Origin of the sequence: Bradyrhizobium sp. CB2312 (assembly GCF_029714425.1) — a bacterium.
Lineage (GTDB): Bacteria > Pseudomonadota > Alphaproteobacteria > Rhizobiales > Xanthobacteraceae > Bradyrhizobium.
Genome location: NZ_CP121668.1, coordinates 774,169 through 791,596 on the forward strand (window position 1 = coordinate 774,169; position 17,428 = coordinate 791,596).

The 17,428-nt window shown below is 65.9% G+C and carries 15 protein-coding genes and 1 other RNA gene; 6 read left to right on the forward strand and 10 right to left on the reverse strand.

What is annotated here, in order from left to right:
- Positions 1-98 precede the first annotated feature (98 nt).
- From QA642_RS03665 to QA642_RS03675, 3 genes are all read left to right on the forward strand, one after another.
- On the forward strand, positions 99-1,415 hold the full coding sequence (locus QA642_RS03665; RefSeq protein WP_283083431.1) for a UDP-glucose/GDP-mannose dehydrogenase family protein: 1,317 nt from the start codon (positions 99-101) through the stop codon (positions 1,413-1,415).
- Positions 1,416-1,538: 123 nt separating this feature from the next.
- Positions 1,539-4,013 (forward strand): ATP-dependent helicase HrpB, encoded by a 2,475-nt coding sequence (gene hrpB, locus QA642_RS03670; RefSeq protein WP_283083432.1) that lies wholly within the window; start codon positions 1,539-1,541, stop codon positions 4,011-4,013.
- A 317-nt stretch (positions 4,014-4,330) separates the two neighbouring features.
- A complete protein-coding gene (locus QA642_RS03675) occupies positions 4,331-4,843 on the forward strand; it encodes a TIGR02281 family clan AA aspartic protease (RefSeq protein ID WP_283083433.1) in 513 nt (170 codons plus the stop codon).
- Positions 4,844-4,878: 35 nt separating this feature from the next.
- Here QA642_RS03675 and QA642_RS03680 read toward each other — a convergent pair whose 3' ends face one another.
- A complete protein-coding gene (locus tag QA642_RS03680) occupies positions 4,879-5,505 on the reverse strand; it encodes a transglutaminase-like cysteine peptidase (protein ID WP_283083434.1) in 627 nt (208 codons plus the stop codon).
- Between the two features lie 401 nt (positions 5,506-5,906).
- Here QA642_RS03680 and QA642_RS03685 point away from each other — a divergent pair, with 401 nt between their 5' ends.
- Positions 5,907-7,406, forward strand: coding sequence for a phosphomannomutase/phosphoglucomutase (locus QA642_RS03685; protein ID WP_283083435.1), 1,500 nt, complete (start codon positions 5,907-5,909; stop codon positions 7,404-7,406).
- 192 nt (positions 7,407-7,598) lie between these two features.
- Here QA642_RS03685 and QA642_RS03690 read toward each other — a convergent pair whose 3' ends face one another.
- The 9 genes from QA642_RS03690 to QA642_RS03730 all read right to left on the reverse strand — a co-directional run bounded on the left by QA642_RS03690 (position 7,599) and on the right by QA642_RS03730 (position 15,147).
- Positions 7,599-8,108 carry an Lrp/AsnC family transcriptional regulator gene (locus QA642_RS03690; protein ID WP_283083436.1) on the reverse strand — a complete coding sequence of 170 codons (510 nt, stop codon included), beginning with the start codon at positions 8,106-8,108 and terminating at the stop codon, positions 7,599-7,601.
- A gap of 97 nt (positions 8,109-8,205) precedes the next feature.
- Positions 8,206-9,129 (reverse strand): sugar kinase, encoded by a 924-nt coding sequence (locus QA642_RS03695; RefSeq protein ID WP_283083437.1) that lies wholly within the window; start codon positions 9,127-9,129, stop codon positions 8,206-8,208.
- A 6-nt stretch (positions 9,130-9,135) separates the two neighbouring features.
- Positions 9,136-10,074 carry an NAD(+) diphosphatase gene (gene nudC / locus QA642_RS03700; protein ID WP_283083438.1) on the reverse strand — a complete coding sequence of 313 codons (939 nt, stop codon included), beginning with the start codon at positions 10,072-10,074 and terminating at the stop codon, positions 9,136-9,138.
- A 10-nt stretch (positions 10,075-10,084) separates the two neighbouring features.
- Entirely contained in the window at positions 10,085-10,504 is a 420-nt protein-coding gene (locus tag QA642_RS03705) for an HIT family protein (RefSeq protein WP_092220890.1), read from the reverse strand.
- A gap of 262 nt (positions 10,505-10,766) precedes the next feature.
- Positions 10,767-11,894 (reverse strand): muconate cycloisomerase family protein, encoded by a 1,128-nt coding sequence (locus tag QA642_RS03710; RefSeq protein WP_283083439.1) that lies wholly within the window; start codon positions 11,892-11,894, stop codon positions 10,767-10,769.
- On the reverse strand, positions 11,891-12,646 hold the full coding sequence (locus tag QA642_RS03715) for an SDR family oxidoreductase (protein WP_283083440.1): 756 nt from the start codon (positions 12,644-12,646) through the stop codon (positions 11,891-11,893). The genes QA642_RS03710 and QA642_RS03715 overlap by 4 nt, the downstream gene beginning before the upstream one ends.
- The gene (locus QA642_RS03720) at positions 12,646-13,452 is read right to left on the reverse strand and encodes an amino acid ABC transporter ATP-binding protein (RefSeq protein ID WP_283083441.1); all 807 of its coding nucleotides are present in this window, start codon (positions 13,450-13,452) and stop codon (positions 12,646-12,648) included. Before QA642_RS03720 ends, QA642_RS03715 begins: the two co-directional genes overlap by 1 nt.
- Positions 13,449-14,111: an amino acid ABC transporter permease gene (locus QA642_RS03725; protein WP_283083442.1), complete on the reverse strand. Its 663-nt coding sequence runs from the start codon at positions 14,109-14,111 to the stop codon at positions 13,449-13,451. The genes QA642_RS03720 and QA642_RS03725 overlap by 4 nt, the downstream gene beginning before the upstream one ends.
- A gap of 187 nt (positions 14,112-14,298) precedes the next feature.
- The gene (locus tag QA642_RS03730; protein WP_283083443.1) at positions 14,299-15,147 is read right to left on the reverse strand and encodes a transporter substrate-binding domain-containing protein; all 849 of its coding nucleotides are present in this window, start codon (positions 15,145-15,147) and stop codon (positions 14,299-14,301) included.
- Positions 15,148-15,330: 183 nt separating this feature from the next.
- On the opposite strand from QA642_RS03730, the gene ffs reads away from it, so the two are divergent.
- Together ffs and QA642_RS03740 are read left to right on the forward strand one after the other, a co-directional pair.
- An RNA gene (gene ffs, locus QA642_RS03735) (signal recognition particle sRNA small type) lies at positions 15,331-15,427 on the forward strand.
- A 94-nt stretch (positions 15,428-15,521) separates the two neighbouring features.
- A complete protein-coding gene (locus tag QA642_RS03740; protein WP_283083444.1) occupies positions 15,522-17,363 on the forward strand; it encodes a DNA polymerase III subunit gamma/tau in 1,842 nt (613 codons plus the stop codon).
- The last annotated feature ends 65 nt before the right edge of the window (positions 17,364-17,428 follow it).

The following is a 17,428-nucleotide window of genomic DNA, read 5'->3' on the forward strand; positions in this document are numbered from 1 at the left end:
GCGTGCCGGTTTTTGCATGCGGACTGTTCCCTCCCCGCAGGAAAATGCTAAACCGACCAAAGTTGGGGTTTTGTTAACCAGCCAGAACAGGGTTTTTCATGCGAATCGCGATGATCGGCACGGGTTATGTGGGACTGGTGTCCGGGGCCTGCTTTGCGGATTTCGGTCACGACGTGACTTGCGTCGATAAGGACGAGAAGAAGATCGCGGCGCTTCATCGCGGCGAGATCCCGATCTACGAGCCCGGGCTGGACGAGCTGGTCGCCAATAACGTCAAGGCCAAGCGGCTGGACTTCACCACCGATCTGTCGAAGCCGGTCGCCGAGGCCGACGCCGTGTTCATCGCGGTCGGCACCCCGTCGCGCCGCGGCGACGGCCATGCCGATCTGTCCTATGTCTACGCCGCCGCGAAGGAGATCGCGCAGGCGCTGTCCGGCTTCACCGTGGTGGTGACCAAGTCGACCGTGCCGGTCGGCACCGGCGACGAGGTCGAGCGCATCATCCGCGAGGCCAATCCGAACGCCGACGTCGTCGTCGCCTCCAATCCCGAATTCCTGCGCGAGGGTGCGGCGATCCGCGACTTCAAGTTCCCCGACCGCATCGTGGTCGGCACCTCCGACGAGCGCGGCCGCAAGGTGATGGGCGACATCTATCGGCCGCTGTCGCTGAACCAGGCGCCGCTGATGTTCACCGCGCGCCGCACTGCGGAGATGATCAAATACGCCGCCAACGCGTTCCTGGCGACCAAGATCACCTTCATCAACGAGATCGCCGATCTCTCGGAGAAGGCCGGCGCCAACGTCCAGGAGGTCGCGCGCGGCATTGGGCTGGACAACCGCATCGGCACCAAGTTCCTGCATGCCGGTCCCGGCTTCGGCGGCTCGTGCTTTCCGAAGGACACCAAGGCGCTGATCAAGATCGCGCAGGACCATGACGTGCAGCTGCGCATCGTCGAGTCCGTGCTGGCGGTCAACGAGAACCGCAAGCGCGCGATGGCGCGCAAAGTGAGCCAGGCCCTCGGCGGCTCCTTGCGCGGCAAGACCATCGCGGTGCTCGGCCTCACCTTCAAGCCCGACACCGACGACATGCGCGATGCGCCGTCGATCCCGCTGGTCACCGGCCTCATCGACATGGGCGCGAACGTCAAGGCGTTCGACCCGGTCGGCATGGAGCAGGCCAAGGGCGAACTGCCCAGCATCACCTATTGCGAGGACGCCTATTCGTGCGCGCAAGGCGCCGACGCGGTCGTCATCGTCACCGAATGGGTCCAGTTCCGCGCGCTCGACCTCGACCGGCTGAAGAGCGCCATGGCCCAGCCGATCATCGTCGACCTCCGCAACATCTATCGCCCGGAAGAGATGGAAGCCGCCGGCTTCACCTACGAGAGCGTCGGCCGCCCGCCGGTGCAGGGCTGATAGCCAGATATCATTGTCGTCTAAAACCGTCATGGCCGGGCTTGTCCCGGCCATCCACGTCTGTTTTCTAGTCCAAGACGTGAATGCCCGGGACAAGCCCGGGCATGACGACCGGATGATTTCTTGCCTCGCACCTTCGATACCCCCCTCCCGATCGACGCCGTGCTCGACGACCTCTCGCGCACGCTGGAGGCGCATAACGCCGCCGTGCTGGTGGCGCCGCCCGGCGCCGGCAAGACCACGCGCGTGCCGCTGGCGCTGCTCGATGCACCCTGGGCCAGGAACAAGAAGATCATCGTACTGGAGCCGCGCCGCATCGCCGCGCGCGCCAGCGCCGACCGCATGGCCAAGTCGCTCGGCGAGCGTACGGGGGAGACGGTCGGCTACCGCGTCCGTTTCGGCTCGAAGATCTCGCGCGCCACGCGCATCGAGGTCGTGACCGAGGGCATCTTCACCCGCCAGATCCTCGACGATCCCGAACTGTCAGGCGTCGCCGCCATCCTGTTCGATGAATTCCACGAGCGCTCGCTCGATGCCGACATGGGCCTCGCGCTGGCCCGCGACGCGCAACTCGGTTTGCGCGAAGACTTACGCATCCTCGTGATGTCGGCAACGCTGGACGGCGCCCGCGTCGCAAAGCTGCTTGGCGAGGCGCCCGTCGTCGAGAGCGAGGGCCGGGCGTTTCCGGTCGAGACGCGTTATCTCGGCCGCAAGGCGGACGCGCCGATCGAGCGGCAGATGGCGGATGCGATTGCCTCCGCGCTCCGCGCCGACAGCGGCTCTGTGCTGGCGTTCCTGCCGGGCGCCGCCGAAATCCGCCGCACCCAGAACTTCCTCGGCGAGCGCGTGCAGGACGCCTCCATCGAGATCGTGCCGCTGTTCGGCGCGCTCGACGCCGCCGTGCAGGACCGCGCCATTGCGCCGGCGCCGAAGGGCACGCGCAAGGTCGTGCTGGCGACCTCGATCGCGGAGACCTCGCTCACCATCGAAGGCGTGCGCATCGTCGTCGATTCCGGCCTCGCCCGCGTGCCGCGCTACGAGCCCGACATCGGCCTGACCAGGCTCGAGACCGTGCGCGCGGCGCGTGCGGCGGTGGACCAGCGCCGCGGCCGCGCCGGCCGTACCGAGCCTGGCGTCTGCTATCGGCTCTGGGACGAGCCGCAGACGGCCTCGCTTGCGCCCTACACCCAGCCGGAAATCTTGAGCGCCGACCTGTCCTCGCTGGTGCTCGACCTCGCGCAATGGGGCGTCGCCGATCCTGCCGCGCTGTCGTTCCTCGATCCGCCGCCGGCGCCAGCGTGGAAAGAAGCAAAGAGCCTGCTCGAAGAGCTCAATGCGCTCGACGGCGATGGCCGCATCACCGCGGAAGGCAAGAGCCTGCGCGCGCTGGCGCTGCCGCCGCGGCTCGCGCGCATGATCGTGGATTCGCATCGCGCAGGCGAAGGCGAAGCCGCCGCCGAGATCGCGGCGATCATCACCGAGCGTGGGCTTGGCGGCGACAGCGTCGATCTCGAGCACCGGCGCGACCAGTTCCGCCGCGACCGCTCGCCGCGTGCCGCAAGCGCGCGCGACCTCGCGCGGCGCTGGGCCTCGCAGGTGGCGGCGTCGGAGAAGGAAGGGCAGCAGGATGATCTCTCCACTGGTCTGATGCTCGCCTACGCCTTCCCGGACCGCGTCGCGCGCAATCGCGGCAATGGCAGTTTCGTGCTCGCCAACGGCCGCGGCGCTGCCGTGGAGCAGACCTCGTCGCTCGCCCGCGCGCCCTATATCGCGATCGGCGAGATGACGGGCACGGCCGCGAGCGGACGCATCCTGCTCGCCGCGCAGATCACGCAGGACGAAATCGAGCAGCATTTCGCCGAGCATATCGAGACCGTCGACGAGATCTCGTTCGATCGCGGCGCGATGGCGCTGCGCGCACGGCGCAAGCGCGCGCTGCATGCAATCACGCTCTCCGAGGCCACACTTGCCGTGTCGCCCTCGGAGGACACCGCGCGCATTTTGGCCGATGGGTTGATCGCCGCGGGGCTCGACCGGCTGCCCTGGTCGAAGGCCGCCAAGCAATGGCGCGACCGCGTGATGTTCCTGCGCAAGGCCGAGGGCGAGAGCTGGCCGGATCTGTCCGACGACGGGCTGATCGCGCGGCGCGATGATTGGCTGGTACCGGCGCTCTACGACATGATCGCGCTCAAGGACATCTCGCCGGGCGATCTCTCCGACGCATTGATGGCGCTGTTGCCCTGGGAGATGCGCGCGCGGCTCGACCGCGAAGCGCCGACGCATTTCGAGGCGCCGACCGGCAGCGTGCTCGCGATCGACTATGAGGCGGAGCAGGGGCCGACCATCGCAGTGCGGCTGCAGGAATTGTTCGGCCTCAACACCCATCCCTCGATCGCCGCCGGCAAGGTGCCGCTGGTGCTGGAGCTGCTGTCGCCGGCGCAGCGCCCGGTCCAGGTGACGCGCGATCTTCCTGGCTTCTGGCGCGGCAGCTACGCCGCGGTCCGCTCCGACCTGCGCGGCCGCTACCCGCGCCATCCCTGGCCGGACGATCCCGCCAGCGCCGTGCCGACGAGGCGGGCGAAGCCGCGCGGGACGTGAGATGCGTTCTCCCTCCCCCGCGGGCGGCAGGGCAATCGCGTTTGAACATTCTCGTCATGCCCGGGCTTGTCCCGGGCATCCACGTTCTTTGTGCCGCGTGGCAAGACGTGGATGACCGGGACGAGCCCGGCCATGACGCTGTGGAGACTGTCGGCGCCCCGAGCGCACAATGCGTAGCCTGCGGGAAGAGATTCGAAGTCGCCCATTAACCGTTCGCTCATCCTTTTCGTCAAAATGGCACCGCTTTGCCCGCGGCCTCGCTCGCGGGCGGGCATATGGCGTGGTGAAATCGGGCTTTCCGGCTCGGAAGTGGTGTGATGCGTAACATTATGATCATCGCGGCCGTCATGATCGGCCTCGGCACCTTCATGGCGCAGATGGCGGACAAGATGAGCTCGGCCTCCGCGACCTCCGCGCCGCGCACGACGGTCGCGGTTGCGGCGATGGCGCCCGCCGGCGGCCGCACGCTCAACATCCCGCGCGACGGCCGCGGTCATTTCCAGACCGAGGGCCGGATCGAGGGGCAGCGCATCGGCTTCATGGTCGACACCGGCGCCTCCGTCGTCGCGCTGAACGAGACCTCTGCGGCCCGCTTCGGCCTTCGCCCGTCGCGCAGCGAGTACAACGCCACCGTCTCCACCGCTAACGGCACCATCAAGGCCGCACGCACCCGCATCGCCATGCTAGATGTCGGCGGCCTCGTCGTGCGCGACGTCGATGCCATGGTGCTGCCCGACGAGGCGCTGTCGGAGAACCTTCTCGGCCTCTCCTTCCTGTCCCGCCTCAAGCGCTTCGAATACGCCAACGGCCAGATGGTGCTGGAGCAGTAGGCGAGCGTTCCATCCACCGGCCTTGCGGCGAAGCCCTACACGCTGCGTGGAGCGACGATGTTCCAATATCGCGGGTCGCTCGGCGATTGAACGCGAATCCAGCGATAGGGTGCGCGCGGCCAAGGTCTGATTTGCGCAGTCAGATTATCCAGCACCAGATCGCCGCCCTGGGTTCGAACGACCAACACCAGGTGACGCTTGCCCCAAACCGTCGCGACCTCGCCGAGCAGAAGCGCCCGCTGGGGCCAGCCTCGCCTCAGGAGCTGGTGGCGCTTGCTGACGGCGTAGTCGTTGCAGTCGCCGCGCTCGGGATCGATGACCCAGGTTTCTGCGGCGAGACCCAGTTCGTTCGGCTCCGGGACGATGCTGCTGTTTACGGTCTCGTTGACCTCTTTCAGATCCTTCCATCGTGCCTCGGTCAAGTGAACCGGACCGCCACGAAACAGCAGGCGAGGGCGACACTCGTCCCGGTAGTTCAGGCAGAACTTCGTATATGCCATCGGCGGAAGCGTCAGATCGCCGAACCTGAGGTGGAGAGGCGCCGGCGAGGCACTGGTCGGCGGCCCAGACAACCTCTCATTGGCCGAATGAGCGGCCATCGTTTGGCAGATCGACAAGACCGTGCCGGCCGCGATTGCGACTAGGATCGACACCGTGCGCATCGCTTGTCTCCTACGCGTGACGTGTGGAGAGAGCTTGAGACGAGGCTTCCGTTAATGATCCAAATGATCAGTCAGGCCGCGTGCTGCGCCATGGCGCTTGCGGATAAATTAGCGAGCGAGGCGGAGTAACCCTGAGTGGATATCCGCGGCCGGCCCGGACGGCTTCAATACGATCCCTCGATCAGACACTGTGAGGCGCGACGGCGCATCTGAGGGTGCGATCGATCATGACAGATCAACCACTCTTGCGCGCGATCGCGCGCATTGCGAGGCAGCAGTAAGGTTTTTCCGTTACCAAACTGCCGCAATTATCAGCCATAAGCTGCCATTCCCTCCTTCCGCTGCAGCCCGGCATTCGCTAAGGCTGCACCAATTCCTGCCCCTCCCGCGAGATTGTCTCAATGTTTCCCAAGCCGAAATCCGTACTTTTGCCCAATACCTACGGCTTCGAATCCGAGCCGATGGTGAAGCCGACCGGCTTTCGCGAATACGACGCGCGCTGGCTGTTCCAGAAGGAAATCAACCTGATGGGAATCCAGGCGCTCGGCATGGGGCTGGGCGCGCTGATCGCCGAGCTTGGCGTCAAACAGGAGATCGTCACCGGCCATGATTTCCGCGGCTATTCGGCCTCGATCAAATACGCGCTGATCTCGGGCCTGATGGCGGCGGGTTGCAAAGTGCACGACATCGGCCTCGCCGTGACGCCGATGGCCTATTTCGCGCAGTTCGATCTCGACGTGCCCTGCGTTGCCATGGTCACCGCCTCGCACAACGACAATGGCTGGACCGGCGTGAAGATGGGCGCCAACCGTCCGCTGACCTTCGGCCCCGACGAGATGACGCGGTTGAAGGAGATCGTCCTCAATGCCGAATTCAAGAACAAGGCGGGCGGCTCCTACCAGTTCCATGAGAACTATCCGGCGCGCTACATCGCCGATCTCACCAATCGTCCGAAGCTGACGCGCAAGCTCAAGGTGGTCGCCGCCTGCGGCAACGGCACGGCCGGCGCGTTCGCGCCGCAGGTGCTGGAGGCGATCGGCTGCGAGGTGATCCCGCTCGACACCGACCTCGACCACACCTTCCCGAAATACAATCCGAACCCAGAAGACATGGAGATGCTGCACGCGATCCGCGACGCGGTGCTGCATCACAAGGCCGATGTCGGTCTCGGCTTCGACGGCGACGGCGACCGCTGCGGCGTCGTCGACAATACCGGCGAGGAGATTTTTGCCGACAAGGTCGGCGTGATGCTGGCGCGCGACATGTCGGCGATCCACAAGGACGCGCAGTTCATCGTCGACGTGAAGTCGACCGGCCTGTTCGTCACCGATCCGGTTCTGCAGAAGCAGGGCGCGAAGACCGCCTATTGGAAGACCGGCCATTCCTACATGAAGCGCCGCACCAACGAGACGGGCGCGCTCGCGGGCTTCGAGAAGTCCGGACACTTCTTCTTCAACAAGCCCTACGGCCGCGGCTATGACGACGGCCTGGTCTCGGCAATCGCGATCTGCGACATGCTCGACCGCGCCCCCGGCAAGTCGATGGCGGACCTGAAGAACGCGCTGCCCAAGACCTGGTCGTCGCCGACGATGTCGCCGCATTGCGCCGACGAGGTCAAATACGGCGTCATCGACAAGGTGGTGAAGCACTTCGAGGATCTGCAGGCGAAGGGCGCGAAGATCGGCGGCCAGGCGATCCGCGATCTCGTCACCGTCAACGGCGTGCGCGTTACGGTGGAGGATGGCAGCTGGGGCCTGATGCGGGCCTCCTCCAACAAGCCCGAACTCGTCGTCGTGGTCGAAAGCCCGGTCTCCGAGCAGCGCATGCACGACATGTTCGAGATGGTGAACAGCGTGCTGCGCACGCATCCCGAGGTCGGCGCGTACAACCAGACGATTTGAGGTGGGTTGAGCGCTCCGACGGCGGTCCACTCCCTCGCCCCGTTCTTACGGGGAGAGGGCTGGGGTGAGGGGCCTCTCTCCGCACGTGAGATCGCCGAGGGACCTGTATCCCCTCACCCGGATTGCATCGGACGATGCTTCGCATCGCCGAGCGCAATCCGACCTCTCCCCGCAAGCGGGGAGAGGTGAAGGCTACGCCGCCACCACCGCCGGGATCGGCAGCGCTGTCACCGACTTGATCTTCTCCATCGCGAAGCGCGAGGTGACGTTCTTCAGCGGCACGGCGCTGATCAGCTTTTTGTAGAAGACGTCGTAGGCCTGCATGTCCGCGACCACGACGCGCAGCATGTAGTCGACGTCGCCGGCCATGCGGTAGAATTCCATCACCTCGGGCATGGCGCTGACGGCTTCGGCGAACTTCTTCAGCCAGGCGTCGGAATGATCGGAGCTCTCCACCGAGACGAACACGGAGATGCCAAGCCCGATCTTGTTCTGGTCGACCAGGGCGACCCGCTTCAGGATCACGCCGTCGGCCTCAAGGCGCTGGATGCGCTTCCAGCAAGGGGTCGAGGACAGGCCGACACGGTCGCCGATCTCGGCGACGGACAGGGAGGCATCCTCCTGGAGTACCATCAGGATCTTGCGGTCGATGGCATCGAGGCGGCGGCTAGTCTCGGGGATCTGGACGGCAAGGTCACTCATTTGAAGAACTTTGTTCCATTTCAGGGCCTGATTTCCCTGATATAGAGAAAAACTTTCTATAGCAAGCCCATATTCTCGGCGCGGCGGTGGAATTGCTCTAGGGGCCGCGGAGCAAAAGCTCTTCAACTTCAACGCGTTGTGGGGCGGCTGGGCCGCCGCCATGGCGGCTGCATTTCAGCGCGGCGGCCGCCGCGGCGAATCGCAGCGCCTCCCGCACGTCGCCCCGCTCGGCGAGGCGAAGCGTGAAGGCGCCATGGAAGACGTCGCCAGCGCCGAGCGTATCGACCGCCTCCACCGGAAATGCCGCCGTCTCCTCGAGCTCGCCCGCCTGGTTCAGCCAGATCGTGCCGCGGGGCCCGCGGGTGGCGGCGAGGAAGGCTGGCGTCAGGGCGGCGAGGCGCTTCAGGGCTTCACCATCATCGGCAATACCGGCGGTCTCCTGCACCTGCTCGCTCGAGAATAGCAGGTGCGAAGCGGTGGTGAGCAGGCCGTCCTGCAACGACATGGCGCGATCGACGCCGACGATGACGGCAATGCCGCGCCGGCGTGCTTCAGCACAGAGGTCGCTGCAAAAGGCGCCACAGCGGCTCTCGATCAGGACCGCCTGACAATCGGCCAGCAACTCGTCAGCGGCCGGCAGCTTCACGCTCCACAGCGCGGGATCGCGATAGATCGTGAGCGTTCGCTCGCCGGAGGGCTCGATCATGATCGCGGAGACCGGTGTGGTCAGTCCGGGCATGCGCACGATATGGGTGGTGTCGATGTGCTCCCGCGCCATCTGCGTCGGAATGAAATCGCTCGACGTCTCGCGCGCATCGCCCATGGGACCTGCGAATGCGACGCGGCCGCCAAGTCGCGCCATCGCGATGGCAGCGTTGAGCGCATTGCCGCCACAGATCTCCGCAAGATGGCTGGCGTTGGCCTTGCTGCCGCGCGCGGGCACGGAATCGACCCGGAAGGTCAGGTCGCGCACGGGAATGCCGATGCAGAGGATGCGCGGCGCGGTCGCAGGTAGCGCCATCGGCGGTCAGCTCTTGTCGTGCACCCAGCGGCCGAGCAGGTGATGGGCGATGGCGAAGGGATGCGGGCCGGCGAGCCCGTCCGGATGGGTCCGCGTCAGCATCTTTGCCGCCTCCTCGCGCGTGAACCAGCGCGCGTCTTCCAGCTCCGAGTGGTCGACCACGATGTCCTCGTTCAGCGCTCGCGCGCTGCAGCCGATCATCAGCGACGACGGATAGGGCCAGGGCTGCGTCATGTAATATTGCACGTCGGTGCAGCGGATGCCGGATTCTTCGAGGATCTCGCGGCGCACCGCGTCCTCGATCGTCTCGGCGGCCTCGACGAAGCCGGCGAGGCACGAAAACATGCCCGACGGAAACTGCTTCTGGCGGCCAAGCAGGCATTTCTCGCCGGATGCCACGTGCATGATCACGACCGGATCGGTGCGCGGAAAGTGCTCGGCTTTGCAAGCGGGACATTCGCGCTTCCAGCCGCCTTCCTTCATCGCGCTGCGGGCGCCGCAATTGGCGCAATAGCCGTGGCGCTGGTGCCAGCTGACCATCGACTTCGCCATCGCGACCGCCGAGAGCTCGTCGGGCGGGATCGCGCCCTGCATTGCCATGCCGCGCAGCTCGGTGACGGTGTAGTCCTCACGGCCGATCAGCTTCTCGGCGGCGGCCTGCGACATCCCCATGCCGAAGACCGCGGCGCCGTCGCGCAGACCCAAAAAGATCGTGCCGGGATTGGCGCCGCATTTCAGCGCCTCGTCGATTCCGAGCAGCGCGCGGGCCTTGTCGCCGTCGCGCTTCACCAGCAGCGAGTCGCGGTAGACGACATAGGCGCGCGATGAGGATTTCTGCTCCAGCGCGAATAGTTTTTCGTCGTCGCGGCGCAGATGCGCGGCGCGGTCGAGCACGTTGGTGACGAAGGCCGGCTGTCCCAGCGGAAACGCATCGAATGCTGACATTGTTATTCTTTCAACCCAACCAGATTTTTCGGCGAAGCGCGCTGATGAAATTCTGAACCTCCGCGGCATCGTGTGCCAGCGGCGGCATCACGCCCCACACCGGCCGCGGCCAGGCGGCGTCGCTGGTCCGGCGCGCGATGATGTGAACGTGAAGCTGCGGCACGAGGTTGCCGAGGGCCGCGACATTGAGCTTGTCGCATTTGGTGATCTCCTTGAGCGCGCGCGAGACGCGGGAGATCTCCGTCATCAATTGCGCCTGCTGGACTTCGTCGAGATCGATGATCTCGACCGCGTCGGGGCGCCGCGGCACCAGCAAGAGCCAGGGATAATGCGCGTCCTTGATGACCAGCACCTTCGACAGCGGCAGATCGCCGATGTCGATGGTGTCCTCTTTCAGACGGGAGTGCAGCGACCAGGCGGGATCAGACATATGCGTTTCCGGATGGCCCGTAGGACGGGCGTGTTGGGTCCGACCATACGATACGGGGTCCAATAGGGGAAGGATTGCGCTACGCTGTCACCGCATACGCGATCGTCGTCCCGGACAAGCGCAGCGAAGCGGAGCGCAGATCCGGGACCCATAACCACAGGGAGAAGTGTGGCCCGAGCTGGCAACTGCGAATCTTCGCCAAACTCGATCCTGTGGTTATGGATTCCGGGCTCGCGCTGCGCGCGCCCCGGAATGACGGAAACTACGCCTCCGCCAACACCCGCGCATTGGCGCGGACCGAGGCTTCGCTGACGCGGATGCCGAGGCCGGGACCGTCGGGCACCACGACGTGACCGGCGCGGTTCGCCACACGCTCCTCCAGCACGTCCTCGGTCAGCACGTGATGCGGCATGTAGAATTCGCAGCCGAGCGAGATGCCTGGCGTCGCCGCGATCAGCTGCGTGCCGGCAGCAAGGCCAATGCCGCCCTCCCACAGCGTGCCGCCATAGCCGGGGAGGCCGGCGATGTCGGCGATCGCCATGATCGCCTGCGCCTCGAACAGGCCGCCGGCCTTCATCAGCTTGATCGAGACGGCATCGGCCGCCTCGCGGCGCACCACCTCCATCATGTCGCGGCGGTCGAAGCAGCTTTCGTCGGCGAGCACCGGCGTTTCCAGCGCCGCGGTGAGCTGCGCCATCACGTCGAGAAATTTGCGTGGCACCGGCTGCTCGATGAAGGTCGGCGCAAACTCTTCGACATCGCGCAGGATCTTGATCGCGCCGAACGGCGCCAGCGCCTGGTTGTAGTCGACGCGCAGATCGACCTTGTCGCCAAACTCTTTGCGGATCGCTTCGAGATGGTCGAGGTCCTCGCGATGCGGCTTCACGCCGGTCTTGACCTTGTAGATGACGTTCCCCTCAGGAACCATCTTTCGCATGCGTTCGAGATCGGCGGCGAAATCGGGATCGGCGATCGAGAAGGAGAGGGGAATGGTGTCGCGCACACGGCCGCCCAGCAGGTCGGCGACCGACAGCCCCGACGATTTGCCGACGATGTCGAGCAGCGCCATCTCGATCCCGACCTTGGCCTCGGCATGGCCGACCAGCGCGCGGTCGAGCTCGGCCATCAGCGCACGGATGCGGCGCACGGGTTTGCCGAGCAGGATCGGCCGCAGATAGATGTCGAGCGCGGAGAATGCCGCTTCCGGCGTTCCCGTGAACACCTCCCACGGCGCCGCTTCACCCCAACCGACCACGCCGTCGCTGGAGGTCAGTTCGATCAGCACGCGCTTCACCGTGCCCTTGACGTTGCCGACGCCCTGCAGGCGCGCCATCTTGATCGGGCTTTCGATCAGGAACAGCCTGATACGTGCGACGGTTGCTTCGGTCATGTCAGGCCTCCATTGACGTGCCAGACCTGGCCGGTGACGTAGGACGCCTTCGGGGATGCCAGGAAGGCGATGATTTCGGCGACTTCCTCCGGCCGCCCGCGGCGGCGCATCGGGATCAGCGCCTCGGTCGCGGCGATCTGTTCGGGCGACAGCCGGCTCTCGCTCGGCTTGTCCTTGACGATGAGGCCTGGCGAAACCGCGTTGACGGTGATGCCGTCTTTCGCAAGCTCCATCGCGGTGAGGCGCACCAGCGCTTCCAGCGCGGAGCGGCTCGCGGCGGTGGCCGCGAAGGGCGCGAACTCAGGCCGGATCGCATGCGCTACGAAGGACGACACCGCCACGATTCGCGCATCCTGTCCGGCGCGCAGCAGCGGCAGCGCGGCGTCAACGAGACGTGTGAAGGCCAGCGCGGATTCATCCATCGCCTGCCGGAATTGATCCGCCGGCGTGCCGATGGCGCTGCCGCGGCGGGCGTGGCCGCCGACCAGGATCAATCCATCGAGCCGGCCGAAGGCGGCCTGCGCGGCGGCGATCGCGTCGGTGACGGCCGCTTGCTCGGCAAGATCGCCGAGGCACTTCGCGACCGCAGCACCTTTTGCTTCAGTTTCGGCCGCGGTGGCGTCGAGACCTTCCGCGTTCGAGCGCGTGTGCAGCAGCAGCGCGGTGCCGGGCGCTGCGAGCAGTTTTGCGGTGGCGCGGCCGATGCCGCTGGCGGCACCGGTGACGAGATAGGCGCGATCGATATCAGGCATCACGGTGTCGCGTTGGCCGGCGGCAGCGCGCCGGTGCGGTGGAAATGGCTGAGGAAGGCGCGCGTCGCCGCTTGCTGCGGGTTGTCGATCACCTGCCGCGCCGGACCTTCCTCCACGACCACACCGTCGCGCATGAAGATCAGACGGTCGGCGACCTCGCGGGCGAATGCGATCTCGTGGGTCACGATCACCATGGTCATGCCTTCGGAGGCGAGGCGCTGCATCACGTTGAGCACCTCGCCGACGAGCTCGGGGTCGAGCGCCGAGGTGGCCTCGTCGAACAGCATGACGTCAGGCTCCATCGCCAGCGCGCGTGCGATCGCAACGCGCTGCTTCTGGCCGCCGGAGAGCGTCGCCGGATATTGGTCGGCCTTCTCGGCAAGGCCGACTTTGGCGAGCTGCGCCCGCGCGAGCTTCTCGGCGTCAGCCCTGGCCATGCGCCGCACCGTGACCGGGCCCTCCATCACATTCTGGAGCGTCGTCATGTGCGGGAACAGATTGAAATGCTGGAACACCATGCCGGTGGTGGCGCGAAATTTTGCCAGCGTTTTCACGTCGGGGAGCTTTGTGCCTTCACCGAACGAGAAGCGTGTGTCGCCGACGCGGACGCTGCCGCCGTCGGGCTCGACCAGCAGGTTGATGCAGCGGAGCAAAGTCGATTTGCCGGAGCCCGATGGTCCGATCAGCGCGACGACGCCGCCCTTGGCGACGTCGAGGTTGATGTTCTTCAAAACCTCGTTGCTGCCAAAGCTCTTGCGAAGGCTGCGGATCTCGATTTTCGAAGTGTTCTTGGACGTCTCGCTCATTCGCTCACCGCCAGTCGCTTCTCGCCGCGGCGGACGATGATGGTGAGCGGGATCAGGATCGCCGCATAGGCGACCGCGACCGCGGTGTAAGTCTCCAGCGGCCGGTAGCTGTCATGGGCTGCGACCTGGCTTTGATAGACGAGGTCAGGCACCGCCAGCACCGAGACCAGCGAGGTGTTCTTGAACTGGATGATCGACTGGTTCATCAGCGCCGGGATCATGCGCTTGATCGCCTGCGGCAGCACGATGCGCCGCATGGTCTGGCCCGGCGTCATGCCGAGCGCGGCGCCGGCTTCCGACTGGCCCTTGTCGATCGAGATGATGCCGCCGCGGATGATCTCCGAATAGAACGAGCCGCCATAGAGCGAGAGCGCCAGCGCCGAGGCGGTGATCGGCGTCATCTCGACGCCGGCGAGGATCGGCAGCGCGTAATAGAACCAGATCAGCTGCACCAGGATCGGCGTGCAGCGGAACGCCTCGATGAAGGCGAGCGCGACGAGACGTACGGCCTTGAAGCGCGACAGGCTGCCGAACGCGCCGAGCAGGCCGAACACGAGGCCAAGCAGCACGATCACCACGGTGAAGCCGACAGTGACGCCAAGCCCGTTGAGAAAGAGCCAGCGATAGCTCCAGAGGATGCCGAAGTCCCACTGATACATGCGTGCTTTCTTCCTTCACCTCTCCCGCTTGCGGGAGAGGTCGGCTCGCATCGAAGATGCGAGGCGGGTGAGGGCTCTGTCCTCTAGGGGAGTCTCTTTGCGGAAGCACCCTCTCCCCGACCCTCCCCCGCAAGCGTGGGAGGGGGCGGAGCGGAGTCCGCGGAGCGAGCCTGCCGCGAACATCAACTTACAACGACACGCCCGGCGGAATATCCGCTTCCGTCACGCCCACCAGCTCCATGTTGGTGATGATCGCGTTGCGGATGAAGCCGAGGCCCTTGTTGAAGTCGATCCAGGTGTTGACGTAGTCGCGGAAAGTCTTGTCGTTCTCGCGGCGGAAGCCGGCGTTGGACGTCGTCGCGAAGATCGGCGTCGGCAGCACGAACTGGCCGAGCGAGGGATTCTTCTTCAAGACGGTCAGCGACAGCATGGTGATCAGGCACTGCGCATCGACGCGGCCGGTCTGCAGAGCGGCGGTGGCATCGTCGGCGGTCTTCAGGCGCGAGATCTGCGCCTTCGGCGTCAGACGGCTGACGACCTGGTCGTGCGAGGAGCCCTGGTCGACGGCGATCTTGATGTCGGGCGAGTTCAGCTCGGCCCAGCTCTTCGGCTTGAAGTCCTTCTTGCAGAGGATGCCGAAGGCGTTGTTGAAGACCGGCACCGAGAAATCGACCACCAGCGCGCGCTTCGGGGTCGGGTTGAGGCCGAAGAAGATGTCGATCTTGTTGGACTGAAGGTCGAGCACCGAATTGCCCCAGGTCGTCTCGGTGATCTCGAGCTCGGCCTCCATGTCGTCGGCAAGCCCCTTGGCGATGTCGATGTAAAAACCCTTCCACTGGCCGGTGGCGAGGTCCTTCATGTAATAGGGCGCGCCGCCGCCGACCGCGCCGATCCGCATCTTCTTGGTGCGACGGATGCGGGCGAAGGTCGATTCGTTCGGGTCGGCCGCGGTCTGGGCCACGGCCGGGGCGGCCAGCGCGGCTGCGGTGACCGCGCCAAGTCCGACAATCGATGCAACATCACGACGTGTAACCATTGGGATCAATCGCTCTTCTGGTTGGGTGGAGTTCCGGCAGCGTTCTTAGCAAGGTGGTCCCATCAGTGAAAGCACAGCCTATCGGCTGGGCAGATCCGGGTTTGCCCGGATGCTGGGCAAACCCCGACCGTTCGAACCGATACCCGCTTGCTTTCCGCTTCCTTTGGCCCCAAATAGGGACCGGGAGATTGGCGGTGGACGAGCCACTCGCCAACCGGGTCAGGTCCGGAAGGAAGCAGCCCTAACGAGGTCCGGATCGGGTCGCTCGTCAGTCTCCTACCTGTTTTTCCGAGCGAATTGCGCCGGCGGGCTCCCCGCCAGCGCGCTCCTTTCCGCAAAAGCCGGCCGAGAGACATTTCATTGCGGATCGACCGATGACCGACGCTGGCGCCCCTCCCAATCCCGATAGCGCCGGCCCGGCCGGCAACGCGCCCTACCGGGTGCTGGCGCGCAAATACCGCCCCTCCTCATTCGACGACCTGATCGGCCAGGAGGCCGTGGTCCGCACCGTCTCCAACGCCTTCGAGACCGGCCGCATTCCGCAGGCCTGGATCCTCACCGGCGTCCGCGGCGTCGGCAAGACCACCACTGCGCGCATTCTTGCCCGGGCGCTCAACTACGAGATGCCGGATGGCTCGGTGAAAGGGCCGACCATCCACTTGCCGACCTTGGGCGTGCATTGCCAGGCGATCATGGAAAGCCGGCACATGGACGTGCTGGAGATGGACGCGGCCTCGCACACCGGCGTCGACGACGTCCGCCAGATCAATGACAGCGTGCGCTACGCGCCGGCCAGCGCCCGCTACAAGGTCTACATCATCGACGAAGTCCACATGCTGTCGACGGCGGCGTTCAACGCCTTCCTGAAGACGCTGGAGGAACCGCCGGAGCACGCCAAATTCGTGTTTGCGACGACCGAGATCCGCAAGGTTCCGGTCACCGTGCTGTCGCGTTGCCAGCGCTTCGACCTGCGCCGGGTCGAGGCCGACGTGCTGATGAAGCACCTCGCCAATATCGCCGCGAAGGAAAACGTCGAGATCGAGCCGGAGGCGCTCGGCATCATCGCCCGCGCCGCGGAAGGCTCGGTGCGCGACTCACTGTCGCTGCTCGACCAGGCGATCGCGCATGCGGCGGGGCAGGTGAAGGCCGACGCGGTCAGGCAGATGCTGGGGCTCGCCGACCGCACCCGCGTCATCGACCTGTTCGATTCGCTGGCGCGCGGCGACATCGCCGCCGCCTTCAAGGAGTTCCGGGATCAGTACGACGTCGGCGCCGATCCGATCGTCGTGCTCTCCGACCTCGCGGAGTTCGTGAACTTCGTCACCCGCGTGAAGATCGTGCCGGCGACCGCCGACAACGTCGCCTATGGCGAGACCGAGCGGGTGCGGGCGAAGGATTTCGCCTCGAAGATCTCGATGCGGGTGCTGTCGCGGATGTGGCAGATGCTGCTCAAGGGCATCACCGAGGTGCAGGCTGCGACGCGTCCCGCCGCGGCCGCCGAGATGGTGCTGGTGCGCATCGCCTATGTCGCCGACCTGCCGACGCCGGACGAAGCGATCCGGATGCTGGAGCAGAACGGCGGCGGCTCGCCAGTCGTGAGTGGCGGAAGTAGCGCGCGTAGCAGCGCGCCGGCCGCACCGATGGCGTCCGCAGCGCCGGTTGCCTCGGCGGCGCCGGTTCGCATGCCGACCTCGTCGCCGACTTCCTTCGGTGGCGGCGCCCGGCCGCAAATGGCGGCGCCCGCGCCGAATACCCAAGGTGCGGCGCCCCAGCTGCGCATCACCAGCTTCACCCAGCTCGTCGCGCTTGCCGGGCAGAAGCGCGACCTCATGACCAAGGGCGCCCTCGAGGGCGACATGCGCCTCGTCCGTTTCGAGGAGGGCCGGCTGGAGGTCGCGCTCGAGCCCAACGCCTCCAAGACCATGATCTCGGAGCTTGCGAAGAAATTCGAGCTCTGGACCGGCCGGCGCTGGACCGTGATCGTCTCCAACGAGCAGGGCCAGCCGACGCTGCGCTCGGTGAACCAGGCCGCCAAGCAGGAGCATGCCCGCACCGCGGAGGCCGATCCGCGCGTGCAGGAGGTGCTGTCGCGTTTCCCCGGCGCGAAGGTCGTCGAGGTCCGCAGGCTTGCCCCCGAGGCGCCGGAATCCAATATTAATGCCGACTATGGCACTGACGATCCGCCCGACGGTTCCGACGCCGACGACGATCTTTGAGCATGATCCGGAAAAGTGTGCGGCGGTTTTCCGAGAGATCATGCTCGAACAAAAAAGCAAAAGCG